This window comes from Microcoleus sp. PH2017_34_RAT_O_A (assembly GCF_020737885.1).
Taxonomy (GTDB): Bacteria; Cyanobacteriota; Cyanobacteriia; order Cyanobacteriales; family Microcoleaceae; genus Microcoleus.
Window position 1 is genome coordinate 50,522 of record NZ_JAEQDD010000014.1, and the last position, 15,608, is coordinate 66,129.

Annotated in this window: 7 protein-coding genes; 5 read left to right on the forward strand and 2 right to left on the reverse strand. The window is 48.1% G+C overall.

The window, feature by feature from the left end; all coding sequences use genetic code 11:
- Window positions 1-13 precede the first annotated feature (13 nt).
- From JGK11_RS07120 to JGK11_RS07130, 3 genes are all read left to right on the forward strand, one after another.
- Window positions 14-5,287, forward strand: a complete 5,274-nt coding sequence (locus JGK11_RS07120; protein WP_293211093.1) for a response regulator — start codon at window positions 14-16, stop codon at window positions 5,285-5,287.
- 322 nt (window positions 5,288-5,609) lie between these two features.
- Entirely contained in the window at window positions 5,610-6,104 is a 495-nt protein-coding gene (msrB, locus tag JGK11_RS07125) for a peptide-methionine (R)-S-oxide reductase MsrB (RefSeq protein WP_366053479.1), read from the forward strand.
- Between the two features lie 201 nt (window positions 6,105-6,305).
- Window positions 6,306-7,526, forward strand: a complete 1,221-nt coding sequence (locus tag JGK11_RS07130; protein WP_293211095.1) for a Rid family detoxifying hydrolase — start codon at window positions 6,306-6,308, stop codon at window positions 7,524-7,526.
- A gap of 603 nt (window positions 7,527-8,129) precedes the next feature.
- On the opposite strand, the gene JGK11_RS07135 is transcribed toward JGK11_RS07130, so the two are convergent.
- Window positions 8,130-10,277: a polyribonucleotide nucleotidyltransferase gene (locus JGK11_RS07135; RefSeq protein ID WP_293180665.1), complete on the reverse strand. Its 2,148-nt coding sequence runs from the start codon at window positions 10,275-10,277 to the stop codon at window positions 8,130-8,132.
- Window positions 10,246-10,413, reverse strand: coding sequence for a hypothetical protein (locus JGK11_RS07140; protein WP_293150440.1), 168 nt, complete (start codon window positions 10,411-10,413; stop codon window positions 10,246-10,248). Before JGK11_RS07140 ends, JGK11_RS07135 begins: the two co-directional genes overlap by 32 nt.
- A 264-nt stretch (window positions 10,414-10,677) precedes the next feature.
- Between JGK11_RS07140 and JGK11_RS07145 the strand changes: the two genes are divergently transcribed.
- Both JGK11_RS07145 and JGK11_RS07150 read left to right on the forward strand, forming a co-directional pair.
- Entirely contained in the window at window positions 10,678-14,037 is a 3,360-nt protein-coding gene (locus JGK11_RS07145) for a DEAD/DEAH box helicase (protein WP_293211097.1), read from the forward strand.
- 245 nt (window positions 14,038-14,282) lie between these two features.
- Window positions 14,283-15,110 (forward strand): SWIM zinc finger family protein, encoded by an 828-nt coding sequence (locus JGK11_RS07150; RefSeq protein WP_293196406.1) that lies wholly within the window; start codon window positions 14,283-14,285, stop codon window positions 15,108-15,110.
- Window positions 15,111-15,608 lie beyond the last annotated feature (498 nt).

A 15,608-nucleotide genomic window follows, 5' to 3' on the forward strand; every position in this document is an offset into this window, starting at 1 on the left:
CAGGAATAAAACTATGCTGCCGGAGCAACAACAGAGGATCATGGGCTACTTTATTGAGGAGGCAAAAGACCACCTCAATACGATCGAACAAGGCTTGCTCAACCTACAAGCGACGATCGAAGACCCAGAACTGGTTAACGAAGTATTTAGGGCTGCTCACTCTGTCAAAGGAGGAGCCGCAATGCTTGGCCTGACTAGCATTCAGCAAACATCTCACCGACTAGAAGATAGTTTTAAAATTTTAAAAGAGTGCAGCGTTAAAGTAGACCAACAGCTAGAGTCGCTGTTTTTGCGAATTTTTGACACGTTACAAGGGCTGTTAGAGCAACTGTCGGGGCCTTTTGGGCTGACAGAGGAATTGGGAGAGCAGATGGTTCGAGAATTAGAACCTGTATTTGAAGAACTCAACGGGCACTTGGGGGGACTCGTCGGACACTGCGCTAACGATTCAGACGAAAGCAGCCCGCTGCCAATACCACAAACAGTTATGGCCCGAATGGGAGCCGGGACGTTTAACTCATCGATGAGTTTTGCGGACTCGGATTCAGCTTACGCATCCGATCTCACAGAAACGGAAGAAACCGCGCTGCATCTGGTATTTGACTCGGATGTGCCGGCGAGGATGCGGGAAATGCTGCAAGAGTTCAAACAGCCTGAGGGTTCTGACAGCAGGCGACAACTTAGGAATATTTGTCGGAACTTGAAAATGGCGGGGGAGGAATTTGAACTGCCCGAGTGGATAGAATTGATCGCTGTGGTAGAAAAGGCGATCGCCAACTCAGAAAATACCTACCGCACCTTAGCCCCAACGGTCATCAAAGACATCAAACAAGCCCAAGAACAGGTACTTTTGGGTCAATCTGGGTCGATCGCACCCAGCGCCAAACTTCTGGCGCTGGTGCCGACGGTTGTGGTTCCGGAAACAGATTTTGAAGACTTGCTGGCATTCGCTCAACCGGGTACGTTGGGTTCAAATGCGGTCTCTGTTGAAGATGCGGCCTGGGATCTGGCTTTGGGCGGCGATTCCCCGGATGGATCGAACAAGTTGCTGCCAACAATTTCTGGGCTGAGCATAGACGAGCTGTTCGAGCAACTCGACGGCGACGAAAGTGACGATTACGCCGGAGGTCTATCGCCGTTGGACAATTCCCCAGGGTTCGGAGAATCAGATGTAGAGACAGGTTCTTTTAGAATCTCGACGCGCACGGGCCCGGAAGTGGGGGCGGCCGAACTCAACACTTTAGCAGACTTGTTTGAAGGCGAATCTCCAGATCTCGACGGCGCTTGGGAAGAAGAAGATGATCTGGACTACGTACAATCTGCTTCTAGGATGCCGACGGGGGGAATCATGGAATTAGATGATGATGACAATTCCGGCGATTTTACTGATTTGTTGTTTGACGAATACGGTGAGGAAAATTCGGAAACGAATGCGAGGACTCCTTTAGAGGATCTCACGAGTTTGTTTGGGGACGATTTGCTGTTTGGAGGTGAGGCTGATGGTTCGGCGGTGGCAGCCGATCGCGAAAATGCGGGTTTAAAGCAGCCGCCAACTCGCAAACAGCTTGAAACAAACAGGCAGGGTTTGGATCGGGGAGAGGGCAGGGTCGGCATTACCAGGAGGCAAGCTGATGAAGATGCTCTCGGTACGCTTTTGGACGAAGTGGCGGCCCAAACTTCTGTTGTGACGGCAGATGCTGATTTGGATAACTTGTTCGGCGATTTAGGCTCATCTGAGGAAGCGACTGTGCCGGCAGTTTCCGAGGAGTATGCTCTCAACCCGGATGCTTTCGACGCAGAATTTTCGGATCTACTAGCAGGTGGTGGCAATGATTCAGGGGATGCAGAAAAACCGACTGTAGCCGAAATAGATGATTTCGAGTTGCTCTCTGGGGTGGAGGAAGACTCGGATTTCAGCGAGCTGTTGAGCATTACTTCTGATTTCCTTTCTTCTGAAGGTGAAGCTGGGGAGAGCAGGGGCGATCGATCTTTAGCTACTGGCAGCACACCAAATGAGGAAAGTGGCAGCGTTTTTAATATGACATCAAATTCTGATTCTGATTCTGATTTAGATATTTCTGCGGATGGAGATTGGCTAGAAGATGCTTTTGGCCTGGAAGACGAGTCTGTGCAATCGACCAACCTGGATCTGGAGGATACCGATTTAGATGCGCTGTTTGGGGAGATTACGTCGGACTCGATTTCTGAGGATGAGGAGACTGGGCGCGATCGGCAGGCGGTTCATTCCCAAGAAGCGGCGAATTTGGCAGATCTGTTCGGTTCTGTACCTACGGGTACTGAGTATGACGGGGAAGCTTCGCCAGAAGTCGATGGGGATTGGTTGAATTTAAATGGAGATTCTCAATTGCCCAGTGCTGGTACGGCAGCGGATGAGGGGGACTTGGCGAGTTTGTTCTCGGACTCGGAGGCTACTGTTTCGGAGGCAGGCTTGACAGATTTGGCAGCGGCTGAATTGGGGCTATTGTCCGATCGTCCTGATGCGGAAATTGCCAGTGTCGAGTCTGATGAGGGCACTTTCGATTTGTTGGAGGATATGTTTGGCGAAGCGCCTCCACCGTCGGTGGATGCCGAAGCTGGTTTTGATTTGCAGGAGTTGTCGGCCGAAGTTCCTGAGAGTTTGTTCGATCGAGCCCAAACAGATGCGGCAAGTGAATCCGACGAGGAGGAAGATGATTTGTTTGGCGCGCTGGAAACGGATTTTGCGGCTGGCGATTTAGAGGTGATGTCGTCAGAATCTCTCGATGATATGTTTGAGGGCGATGCTGATTTGCTAGCAGCTCTGGAAACCGGGGCGACTCTCAACACCGAAGAGTTGGATGCTTTTGATGATTTGTTGGATTCGCTAGATGCTGGGCCTCTGGTGACTTCGGAACTGACGGGCTTTGGCGACGAAGAAGAAGAATTGAGCGAAGCCGATGCAGCACAGTTGGAAGATGAGTCGCTGGCGGACTTTTTTAGCGACATTCAATCAGGTACTGAGGATTCCGAAGGCAATTTTGACGATTTAGAAGCGCTGTTAATCGCAGGCGGTGCTGGGGTCGCAATGGCAGCCTCTGGGGGTGCAAATCCGAGTCCGGTAACGACGGAAGTTTTCTCCGATCTTGAAGATCTGCTGAGCGAGAGCGCAACTATGCCGGAAATTCCAGCACCGGCGAAAACTGCCCGCAAAGCACCACCCGCTCCTGCTGCGGAGAGCGACGACGAATTTGGCGACTTAGAAAAACTGCTGGAAGATCCAAAGGACAGCGGCCGTCAAAGCGAAACCAATATCGGACAGTCGTCGGTCAATAACAGACCCAGGCGGAATGCCCGCGCGGGCGGGTTCGGCGACCAAACCATGCGCGTACCGGTCAAGCAACTGGACAACCTCAGCAACTTGATGGGGGAACTGGTAGTCAACCGCAACAGTTTGGAGCAAGACCAAGAACGGATGCGGCAGTTTTTGGACAATTTGCTGCACCAAGTGACGCTGCTGAGCGATGTCAGCCAACGGACTCAGGATTTCTACGAGCGGAGTCTTTTGGAGATTGCTTTGCTGGCAAACCGCCAGGGACATCGATCGGCATGGCGCACCGAAGAGTCGTCCCACCAACGCGAAAGCGCTTGGAGACCAGAGGAAATGGACAGGTTTACTCCTTTCCACAGTTTGGCTCAGGAGATTATTGAGCTGATCGTGCGGGTGCGGGAGTCGGCGGCGGACATTGAGTTTTTGGTGGATGAGGCGGATCAGGTGACTCGCCAATTGCGCCAAGTCACGACTCAACTGCAAGAAGGTTTGACTCGCGCCCGGATGAAGCCGTTTGCGGAGACGACGGACAGGCTGTTCCGGGCGGTGCGGGAAATTGGGATTAAGTGCGGGAAGCAGGCTCAGTTGCAGGTTGAGGGTAAGGATATTTTGATCGACAAGATGATTGTGGATCAACTTTATGACCCGATGACTCACTTGGTGAACAATGCGATTACCCACGGGATCGAAGCGCCGGAGGTGCGTTTGGCAGCCGGGAAGCCTGCGATGGGCAGGATTACGATTCGGGCTTTCCACCAAGGGAATCAAACGGTGGTTTCGGTTTCTGACGATGGGGCGGGAATTGACCCGCAAAAGGTGAAGGCGAAGGCGATCAAGCAGAATTTGTTGACGGCGGCTCAGGCTCAGAGGATGTCTCGCTCGGAAGTTTACAATTTGCTGTTTATGCCCGGTTTCAGCACTCAGGAACAGGCGACGGAGTACGCCGGCCGGGGGGTCGGTATGAACGTCGTGGAGACCTCCTTGCACGAAATTCGGGGGACTGTGGGGATTGATTCGACGATCGGCAAAGGCACTGTATTTACCATCCGTTTACCTCTGGTGTTGAGTATTTCTAAGGCTCTGACTTGCATTAGCGATCGAGCTCGGATTGCTTTCCCGATGGACGGGGTGGAGGACATGATCGATGTACCTCGCGATCAGGTGACGACTGGGGCAGACGGTTTGCCTTGCATTGAGTGGCGGGGTTCGATTTTGCCGTTCCGCCCGCTGCGGGATTTGCTGGGTTACAACCGCCATTTGGGCCGGGGCAGTGTTTACGGGTTTAATACTGACGATGACATGATTTCGGTGATCGTGCTGCGCTCTGCTGGGAATTTCTTGGCGGTGCAGGTGGATCAGGTTTCGACGGAACAGGAAATCGTGATCAAGCAGTTGGAGGGGCCTGTGCCGAAGCCGATCGGGATTGCGGGTGCTACGGTACTCGGGGACGGCAAAATTGTGGCGATTGCCGATGTTCTGGAATTGATTGATTTGGCTACTGGCAGGCTGCGGAAGGAAGCTGGCGGTACGCTTTGGGATGAAAGTGGCGATCGGGCTGCTGCGGAGGCTGCTGAGGAGAAGACTGAGCCAACTGTGCTGATTGTGGACGATTCGATTACAGTGCGATCGCTCTTGTCGATTACTTTTGAAAAAGCTGGCTACCGTGTTGAAGAAGCTCGCGACGGTAAGGAAGCTTGGGAAAAGATGAAATCCGGCCTGCCTTGCGATATCGTGTTCTGCGATATTGAGATGCCGAGAATGGATGGTTTAGAACTGCTTTCTCGGATGCAGAAGGATGCGGTTTTGTGCGAATTGCCGATCGCGATGCTAACTTCTCGCGGTGCTGACAGACACCGCCAAATGGCTTACAGTTTGGGCGCAAAAGGCTATTTCACTAAGCCTTATTTGGAGGAACAGTTGATGGATGCTGCTGCTCGGATGCTGAAGGGTGAGGTTGTTGGTGCTCCGGCTGTTGTCTAGGTTGGGTAATGTTTGAATGGGTATGAGTTCTGTGAGGGCTAAACTCCTCGCAGGACTTTTGAGCGATCGGGTTAATTAACGGCCATACTTGTAATATCATGTCCGGTCAATTGACCGAAATAAGTAAGGTTCGTAGTGCGGACTTCAGTCCGCAACATACTGCGGACTAAAGTCCACACTACGAACGGTTTTTGTTATGGTAATCGACCGGACGTGATATGATATCGTGTCCAAGAACCGGAGATTGAAAAAAGTACAAATCAAGCAAAAAGTTTTGAACGTGACTGCTGGTAGTTTAGATTAATTAGCAACTGGATGAATCATGAAGAAACGATTATTTTTGAAAGCTGGTATAGCGACAGTAAACATGGCATGGTTATCATCCTGTTTGCCTGGTAAGTCAGATGTTATGGCTGCTAGTAATGGTGTTTTTGAAGTTACTAAAACTGAGGAAGAGTGGCGCAAACTTTTGACTCCGGCACAGTTTAATGTGTTGCGAAAACACGCTACTGAACGCTCTCATACTAGCATTCTCGACAAGCAATACGGTTCGGGAATTTATGCGTGTGCTGGGTGTAATTTGCCAGTTTTTGCGTCGCAAACTAAATTTGATAGCGGTACTGGTTGGCCAAGTTTTTACGATCCGATCAAAGGGGCGATCGCCACATCGATCGATAATTCGCTGTTTGGGACTAGAATTGAGGTGCATTGCCGTCGCTGTGGCGGGCATTTGGGTCATGTATTTGATGACGGCCCTGCACCTACTGGCAAACGTTACTGCATGAATGGTGTTGCGATGAAGTTTATTGCTGGCTGAGGTTCTTTCACTGCGCGGGGGTTCAGAAACCGGGTTTCTTCCTACAATCTTAGCTACGATGCTTAAATTATCGTAGAAACCCGGTTTCTTGCACGCGGGGTGTGGAATCCCATAATCATCTGCGCGCAAAATGGCAGGTGCAGGCGGATTCGTGCGGATGGTATAGTGATTTTTGGGACGAAAGGGCGATCGAGGTTATGAATGGACGCTGAAGAACTTTTAGAAAGATACGCTAAAGGCGAACGAAACTTTCATTCAGCTATGCTGAGAGGTGTAGACCTCAAAGGTGCAGACTTGAGTGGGATCGACTTAAGCTCTGCAAACTTGACAGCAGCAGAGTTGAATGAGGCAAACCTAACCGGAGCAACGCTTAATAGTACAAACCTCACGAAGGCATCTCTGAAAGGTGCAAATTTGAGCGGGTTACGAGCTTCTTCTGCAAACTTCACTGATGCAGATTTGTGCGGTGCTGATTTAAGTAAATCTGATTTGAATTATGCTAATTTTAGTAATGCCAACTTGAATGAAGCAAACCTAAGTGATGCCAAACTACCTTCTGCAAAGTTCACTGAAGCATCCTTGATTGAAGTGTGTTTGAGCAGAGCGAACCTCACCGGTGCAAACCTGACTAAAGCAAACTTGACTGAAGCAGACTTAAGTCGGGCAGATATAACTGGCCTAAAAATCAAAGATACTAATCTTCAGGGAGCCAAGCTGCGCGGTGTCAATTTGTCTCAGCAGGACTTGTCGGGTATGAATCTAGCAAATGCGGATTTAGCTGGAGCCGAATTGATAGAAGTAAATCTAAGAAACGCTTGTTTGCGAGGTGCAAATTTAGAGAGAACAGGTCTTCAAAGAGCTAATTTGATCCGAGCAAATCTGGAGGGAGCTAAATTTAAGAGAGCAGATTTGACTGATGCCAATACTTATGGTATGAACATCAAGAATGCAGACTTCACTGGTACAATCATGCCTGATGGAGAATTTTACAAACCAGAAACCAATCAACAAGAATCTCAAACAGGAACATCTATGACGCGCAAAATTATTCGTACTGACAAAGCACCCGCACCTGTGGGCCCTTACAATCAAGCGATCGCCGCAACGGGCACTATGCTGTTTGTAGCTGGCCAAATTGCGATCGACACTAGACTAAACGATATCGTCTACACCGACGACGTGGCCAAGCAAACCGAACAAGTGATGGCAAATCTCGAAGCCATTCTCACAGAAGCCGGCGCTACTTGGTTGGATGTCGTGAAAACTACGGTTTTTCTCAAAAATATGAATGATTTTGCCGCTGTCAATGCGGTTTATGGGAAATATTTTGATGAGAAAACTGCACCGGCACGGGCTTGTGTGGAAGTTGCTCGTTTGCCGAAGGATGTGTTGGTAGAGATTGATTGTATTGCTGTTATTTGATTATTAGGACTCGATCTTCCGAATTCTTGCCCCCTACTTCCCCGTGAGACAAATTAGGTACGTTGTTGCGCTTCAGCGCTCTTTATAAATATTAGGAAAGAGCGCTGAAGCGCAACAACGTACCCTCAACTCAGATTGTTCTTAAGTCAACCGTATTAGGTTATACTATTTCTCAAAAATCTTGGTACAATAAAATTTTGGGCAAGAGTTAAGCAGAGGGTTGTTTATACTGACCATTTTGTAAGGTGCGTCGCTCGATCGATTGTCGATTTTTTTGAGGGATTTTTAATGGCGACGCACCCTACAGCTAAGCATACTTTATATTTTATTCAGTCCGCGGAGGCGGACTTCGTTTGTATAGTAGCGGTTTCAACCGCCAAACGATCGCAGATAGTTTTAAGTGCCGAGGGGAAAGTGCGCGACTGTATGAACTCCCACAGCCGATCGCACTTTTGTCGATCTGTCGCTGTCGCGCACCTACTCCCAAATCAATCTGAAACAATCAGATTTTATCTCAATTAGCAATTAGGAATTACTAATTACCAGTTACCAATCAGCAATTAGCAATTACTCCAAAAGCAATTACCAATTACCAACTGTCAACTATTTATTCAACGCTTCGCGGGCGGCTACCGCTTCATCGGGATGAATGTTCAAACGGGTCAAATTAATTCGACCTTTATTGTCAATTTCTCGCACTTTGACAATCACTTCATCATTCACAGCTAACTCGTCTTCCACTTTCCCAACACGGTAGTCCGCTAACTGGGAAATGTGAATCATTCCTTCTTTTCCTGGCAGAATTTCGACAAAAGCGCCGATCGGAATAATTCGAGTTACGCGGCCGACATACACGTCTCCAGCATTCAACTTCCGCGTCATGCCTTGGACAATATTGTAAGCCCGTTGAGCTTTTTCACTGTCGTTACCAGCAATTGTCACGGTTCCGTCGTCTTCGATGTCAATCTTGACACCAGTTTCTTCGGTGATGGCTTTGATAGTTTTACCACCAGGCCCAATTACCAAACCGATAAATTCGGGATCGATTTTCAGCGTTAGCAAACGCGGTGCAAACGGCGACATTTCCTTGCGGGGAGTGTCGATGGTTGCTAGCATTCTTTCTAAAATGTGCAGTCTCGCAGGTTTGGCTTGACGGATCGCATTTGCGATCGCATCTAAGGGCAAACCTTTGATTTTCATGTCCATTTGCAAAGCAGTAATTCCGGTGTCGGTACCGGCTACTTTGAAGTCCATGTCGCCTAAGAAGTCTTCAATTGCTTGAATGTCAGTCAAGATTCGGACTTCATCGCCTTCTTTGATTAATCCCATGGCCGCGCCGCTGACGGGTTGCGAAAGGGGAACGCCTGCATCCATTAACGCTAGCGTTGAGGCGCAAACTGAACCCATTGAGGTTGAACCGTCGGAGGAGAGGATTTCGGAAACTACGCGAATGACGTAGGGGAAATCTTCTTTGGATGGCAAAACTGGCAGCAAAGCGCGTTCTGCAAGGGCTCCGTGACCGATTTCTCGGCGTCCGGGCGATCGCATCGGTTTGGTTTCTCCCACGGAAAATGGGGGGAAATTGTAGTGATGCAGGTAGCGTTTGTCTTGCTGCGGGTGCAAGTCATCGGCTAAATCTTGCGCGTCTCCTGGAGTTCCCAGAGTTGCTGCGGACAAGACTTGGGTTAAGCCGCGATTGAACAGCGCACAGCCGTGTACTCGCGACGGCAGCACCCCTACACGACAAGAAACGGGTCGCACCTCGTCTAGCTTGCGGCCGTCTACACGGACGCCATCTTCGATGATTTGCTTCCGCATCATTTTCTTGGTAACGTCTTTGAAAACGTTGCCAATTGTCTTGCTGGTGGCTGCTAGTTTGATCGGATCGTCTTCGGCTAGTTCGGCGATCGCAGATTCGACTGCATTTGCCTTCACTTCGTCCAAAGCTGCATTCCGTATTGTTTTGTCTTTTTCAAATCTTGACAAAATGATGCGGATGGGTTCTTGGGCGCGATCGCGAATGAAGTTTTCGAGGGCGAAATCTTGCGGTGGGCGTTCCTCTACCACGAAATCGATGCCCAATTCTGCCATGATTTCGCGCTGGGCTTGAATCAAGTCACAGGTTGCTTCGTAGCCGAAGTCGATCGCCTCGATGATATCCTGTTCGGGCAATTGGTTGGCGCTGGCTTCCACCATGATTACTCCGTCTGGAGAACCGGCTACCACGAGATCCAACTCGCCTTCTTTGATTTCGCTATAGGTGGGATTGATGATGAAATCGTCCCCTACCAAACCAACTCGCACAGCCGCCATCGGCCCGTAAAACGGCATTTTCGCTAGCAGAATCGCTACGGAAGCGCCTGTCACTGCCAAAACGTCGGGGGGTACTTGTTCGTCCATCGACAGCGTTGTTGCGACAACTTGGATGTCATCTCGCAGCCAGCTAGGGAATAGCGGACGCAACGGGCGATCGATCAAACGCCCAGTCAAAGTAACTTTTTCTGGGGGACGCCCTTCCCGGCGCAAAAATCCACCGGGAATTTTACCGCCAGCGTAGAGTCTCTCTTCGTAATCCACCAACAGGGGCAGGAAATCAATTCCCTCTCTCCCCTGCGATCGAGTCGCTGTCACTAAAACCGCCGTGTCACCCGACTGAATCAAAACTGCACCGCCTGCTTGAGGCGCCAGTAAACCAATCTTCAGTCTAATATCCCGTCCATCAAAAGATATTGACTTGTCTATCTCTACCATGTAGCACTGCTTCCTTATCTACCACATTCTTTCTCTGTCGGGATCGTAACATTACCACAGGATGTTTGAGAGGAACCAGCCAAAAGAGAGAGATAATCGGCGGGCGATCGACTGTCAGTGTCTTGATTGTAAGCATTTATACTCTTTAATTTTTTTTCATGTTCTCCAGTCGATTCTCCGGTCGATCGCCCGCCAAACACATTCCATAGATGGTACTATGAATTTTCGATTGGGAAATTTGGATCAATTAGGTCAACCGCAGATGTCAGGCAGATAAACACAGATTAACGCAGATAATTTCAAGATATTTCGGATTTTTTGCAAGAGTTATATTATTCACAAATCAAACAGGACTGCTGTAGCAAGTCTCGCAATTAAATAAAAATATTAGGATTTAAAAATGGCAATTTTACACGGCAGTTGGCTACTGGAAAAAGAAAAAAGTGGCTTATTTATTTGGGGAGAAACTTGGCGGAAAGTTGGGGCGATTGATACCGTTAAATCGGGGATGAGTCTACAGCATCCTTTGGCAATGACCGAATCTGAACTGAAGACTTTTCTAACTTCCTTGCAGCAGTCGGGCAAACTAAACTGGCAATTACCCGAAACCGCAGATATTCAGGAGAAAAGCAAGAAGACTAGACGATCGCCCAAAACGACCACCGCAGCCATTCCTACGGAAAATTTATCGATTCAGAGGCAAGTTCGGGCGATCGCACTTCCCACCCAAATCTCCGCAGACAACGCCACACTAATCCCGCAGCACTCAGCAGCAGCACTTGAAGAACCAACAAAAATCGAGGAAATTTACCTTTATCCTTGGCAAGTAGAAGGTTATTTACTCAACCCTCAAGCAGCTTTTGTTTTCTTGCAATCACTGCCACTCAATAGCACAGAACTAGACTCTTTTGTCGGATCGGATTTGCGTTTTTGGTCTCATATTGCTAGGTGGAGTTTGGATTTGTTGGCGAGGTGCAAATTTTTGCCAGCATTAGAACCACAACCTGACGGTTCTGCTATTGCTAAATGGCAACCTTTGTTAGATAGTTCTACAGATACACTCCGCCTCGCTACTTTTTCCAAGCAAATGCCGGCGGCTTGTCGAATATATCAGAAGAAGGAAGAAGGAAGAGGGGAGAAGGAAGAAGGAAGAAAGGAAGCAGAAATCGGGGAATGGGCTTTGGCGGTGGATTTGCCGGTGGGGGCGGAGGATTTGGTGTTGGGGTTTTTGAGTAGTGTTGTAGATTGTGAAGTGCGATCGTCTTCGAGGGCTGCGCTAACGGCTGCTGGCTCAACTTTAGACATCAAAACAGTTTCCCCAACCCGCGAATGGTTGCAAGCTTTGCAGCAGGAATCTGGGATTGTGCGCGCCGAATCAGCAGCTTTGGAAAAGTTGGCAACCAAGCTGACTGCTTGGGCTGCACCGCTGCAAAATCAACTATCTCAACAAAATCAATTTCATACTTGTTTTCAACTACTACCGCCGTCTCCAGGTAAAGTTAACTGGAGTTTAAATTATTGCTTGCAAGCAGTAGATGAAACCGATTTTTTGGTAGATGCGAAAACTGTTTGGAACAACTCTGTCGAACGTTTAAATTATGCGGGACGGACAATTGAATTGCCTCAAGAAACTTTGCTCAGTGGCTTGGGTTTAGCCTCGAAACTTTATCCGTTAATTGAGCCGAGTTTGCAAGCACAACGACCGCAATCTTGTCAACTAAATCCGCTGCAAGCTTACGAGTTTATTAAGTCTGTGGCTTGGCGGTTTGCTGATAGCGGGTTGGGCGTGGTTTTGCCGCCGAGTTTGACAAAGGCTGATGGTTGGGCGAGTCGTTTGGGTTTGAGTATTAAGGCGGAAAAAACCCCCCCCAACCCCCCCTTACTAAGGGGGGGAGTAGGAGAAACTAACCCCCCCTTAGTAAGGGGGGGCAAGGGGGGGTTGGGCTTGCAAAGTCTGTTAAGTTTTAAGTGGGAATTGACGATCGGCGGACAGCGCATTTCTAAGGCAGAATTTGACAACTTGATCGCGTTGAATTCGCCTTTGGTGGAAATTAACGGCGAGTGGGTGGAGTTGCGCGCAACCGATGTCAGGGCGGCTCAAAGTTTCTTTGCTAGTCGCAAAGAGCAAATGACTCTTTCCTTGGAAGATGCTTTGCGGTTGGCTTCGGGCGATTCCCAGATGATTGAAAAGTTGCCGGTGGTGAATTTTGAAGCAACTGGTCAACTTCAGGAATTGTTGAATACTTTGAGCGATAATCAGGCCGTAAGTGCGATCGCAACTCCAGCCACTTTCCGAGGACAATTGCGGCCCTATCAAGCGCTAGGGGCAGGTTGGTTAGCATTTTTAGAACGCTGGGGTTTAGGTGCTTGTCTCGCGGACGATATGGGTTGCGGCAAAACGATTCAGCTAATTGCTTTTCTCCTGCATTTGCAAGAACAGGATGCCCTAAAAGCCCCGACTTTACTGGTTTGTCCGACATCAGTGTTAGGGAATTGGGAACGCGAAGTCAAGAAGTTTGGCCCGACGTTGAAAGTGTTACTCCATTATGGAGATCAACGCGCTAAAGGTAAAGCATTTGCGGCCGCAATTAAGGGAAAAGATTTAATAGTTACCAGTTATTCTCTGGTGTTTCGCGATGCTAAGGAAATTCAAAGCACTAAATGGCAAGGATTGGTTTTAGATGAAGCGCAAAACATTAAGAATTCCGAGGCGAAGCAGTCGCAAGCGGTGCGGCAAATCGAGGCATCTTTTAGAATTGCGCTGACGGGAACTCCGGTGGAAAATAGACTGCAAGAATTGTGGTCAATTTTGGAATTTCTGAATCCAGGCTATCTGGGCCCGCGCAATTTCTTTCAGCGCCGGTTTGCAATTCCGATCGAGAAATATGGAGATAGAGAATCATTGCATACTTTGCGATCGCTCGTGCGGCCTTTCATCCTCCGCCGCCTGAAAACTGACAAAGAAATCATCCAAGATTTGCCGGAAAAACAGGAGATGACTGTATTTTGCAGTCTGGCGTCAGGACAGGCGGCATTATATCAGAAAGTAGTTGAAGAGTCGATCGCTAATTTAGAATCAGCCGAAGGCATTCAGCGCCGAGGCATGATTCTGGCTTTGCTGGTAAAACTGAAGCAACTTTGCAACCACCCTGCCCTTGTGAAAGCAGAAGGTAAGCCGAAGGAATTGAGCATTAACAGCCAAGAATCGGGAAAATTGCAGCGGTTGGTGGAAATGTTGGAAGAGGTTGTCGCCCAGGGCGATCGGGCTTTGATTTTCACTCAATTTGCTGAATGGGGAAAACTCCTGAAACCGCATCTGGAAAAGCATTTAGGGCGAGAGGTTTTGTTTTTGTACGGCGGCATTAAGCAGCAGCAGCGGGAAGAAATGATCGATCGCTTCCAGCACGATCCGCAAGGCCCGCCGATTATGATATTATCCTTAAAAGCGGGCGGTACTGGCTTAAATTTAACCAGAGCAACCCACGTTTTCCACTACGATAGATGGTGGAATCCCGCAGTAGAAAATCAGGCAACTGACCGCGTATTTCGGATCGGTCAAACGAGAAATGTGCAAGTTCACAAATTTGTCTGTACTGGTACTTTAGAGGAGAAAATTCACGATATGATCGAAAGTAAAAAAGCTCTCGCCGAACAAGTAGTCAGCGCGGGCGAAAACTGGCTGACTGAACTCGATACTGACCAACTTCGCAATTTACTAATTCTCGATCGCAATGCTATTATAGAAACAGAAGAAGAATAATTTTTAGGGTTCGTAGTGAGGACTTCAGTCCTTCTTAAATGCGGACTAAAGTCCTCACTACAAACCTTCTTCTTTCTTCTTCCTTCTTCCTTTTTGAATGCGGACTAAAGTCCTGACTACAAACCTTCTTATTTCTTTTTTTCCTTATTTTTGCGGACTAAAGTCCTCACTACAAACCTTCTTCTTCCTTCTTCCTTCTTCCTCCTTCCTTCTTCCTTCTTCCTTCTTCCTTCTTCCTTCCGCTTATGATTGACAGAGAATGGTGGACACAACAATGGCTCGATTTAATCAATACCTACCGCTTCAAAAAGCGATTAGAACGCGGATGGCAATATGCGCGGGAAGGCAAAGTTCTCAGCATTAAATTTCCCAACCAAGAAGTAATTGCCATAGTTCAAGGAACTGATCCTAAACCCTATCAAGTTTCTTTAGGACTCGATACTTTAACCGATGAAGATTGGGATTACGTGATTGAAAATATGTCGCAAAGAGCGGTTTTTTCAGCTAAACTATTAGCTGGAGAAATGCCTCACAATATTGAAGATGTATTTGCGGCGGCCGGAAAAACCCTATTTCCGTTAAGTTTGTCAGATATTCGATCGCGCTGTAGCTGTCCTGACCCGAAAAATCCTTGCAAACACATCAGTGCAGTATACTACTTATTGGGCGATCGCTTCGGCGAAGACCCCTTCGTACTGTTTCAACTGCGCGGTAGAACCAAAGAGCAAATTTTAACCGCACTCCGCCAGAGACGCGGTACCCAAGCAGAGGAAAATTCCCAGCTAAACACCTATGACAATTCCCCCGCCGCGAATGCTAAAGTGCCAAAGGTCGATCGCTTTTGGGAATACAACCAACAGCTAGAATCATCTTTAGTCGTGATTGTGCCACCGCCCAGCAGCGAAACCGTATTAGATATTTTAGGCCCCATTCCCCTGGCAACCGACGCCAAACTGACAACTACCAAATCCTCCCCCGCATCAGACGGCATCAAACAGCATTTGAGCAAAATCTACCAAACAGTTAGCCAGCAAGCAGTTTTAGCCGCACTGAAACGAAGTGAAGCAGACTAAAAGATTATTCTTTCTTTGTTTCTGGGAATTACGCAAAGTCTAAGAAACCGGTTTCTGAGAAAATATCTGCTGGGTAGCAAAACATTTCGAGAGAAACCGGGTTTCTTTTAATTATGCAAAGTCTCAGAAACCGGGTTTCTGAGAAAATATCTATTGGATGGCAAAACATTTCTAGAGCAACGGGCTTTCGGCTAACTATCCATCAGGTTAAGAAACCCGACTCTAATATCAAATTCAAAACAATAATAGAACTAATTGCGTTTAACAGAAGGCGGATTGGTGAAACGCAACCAAGTTGCTAAAGTAGCTACGGCGAAAACTGAAGCCAAGCCGAACGTCAAGAAAGTTTCAAAGGCTGACATAATACTGTTCCTCTTTATTTGAGCGATCGAGTAAATCTTTTCCTTTTTCTTTATATCAGCCTCAATCAATTTCTTCAACCTGTCCGGACATAAAGTATTTACTACTTTACAATGTAAAATATTTCTTTACAAAAAG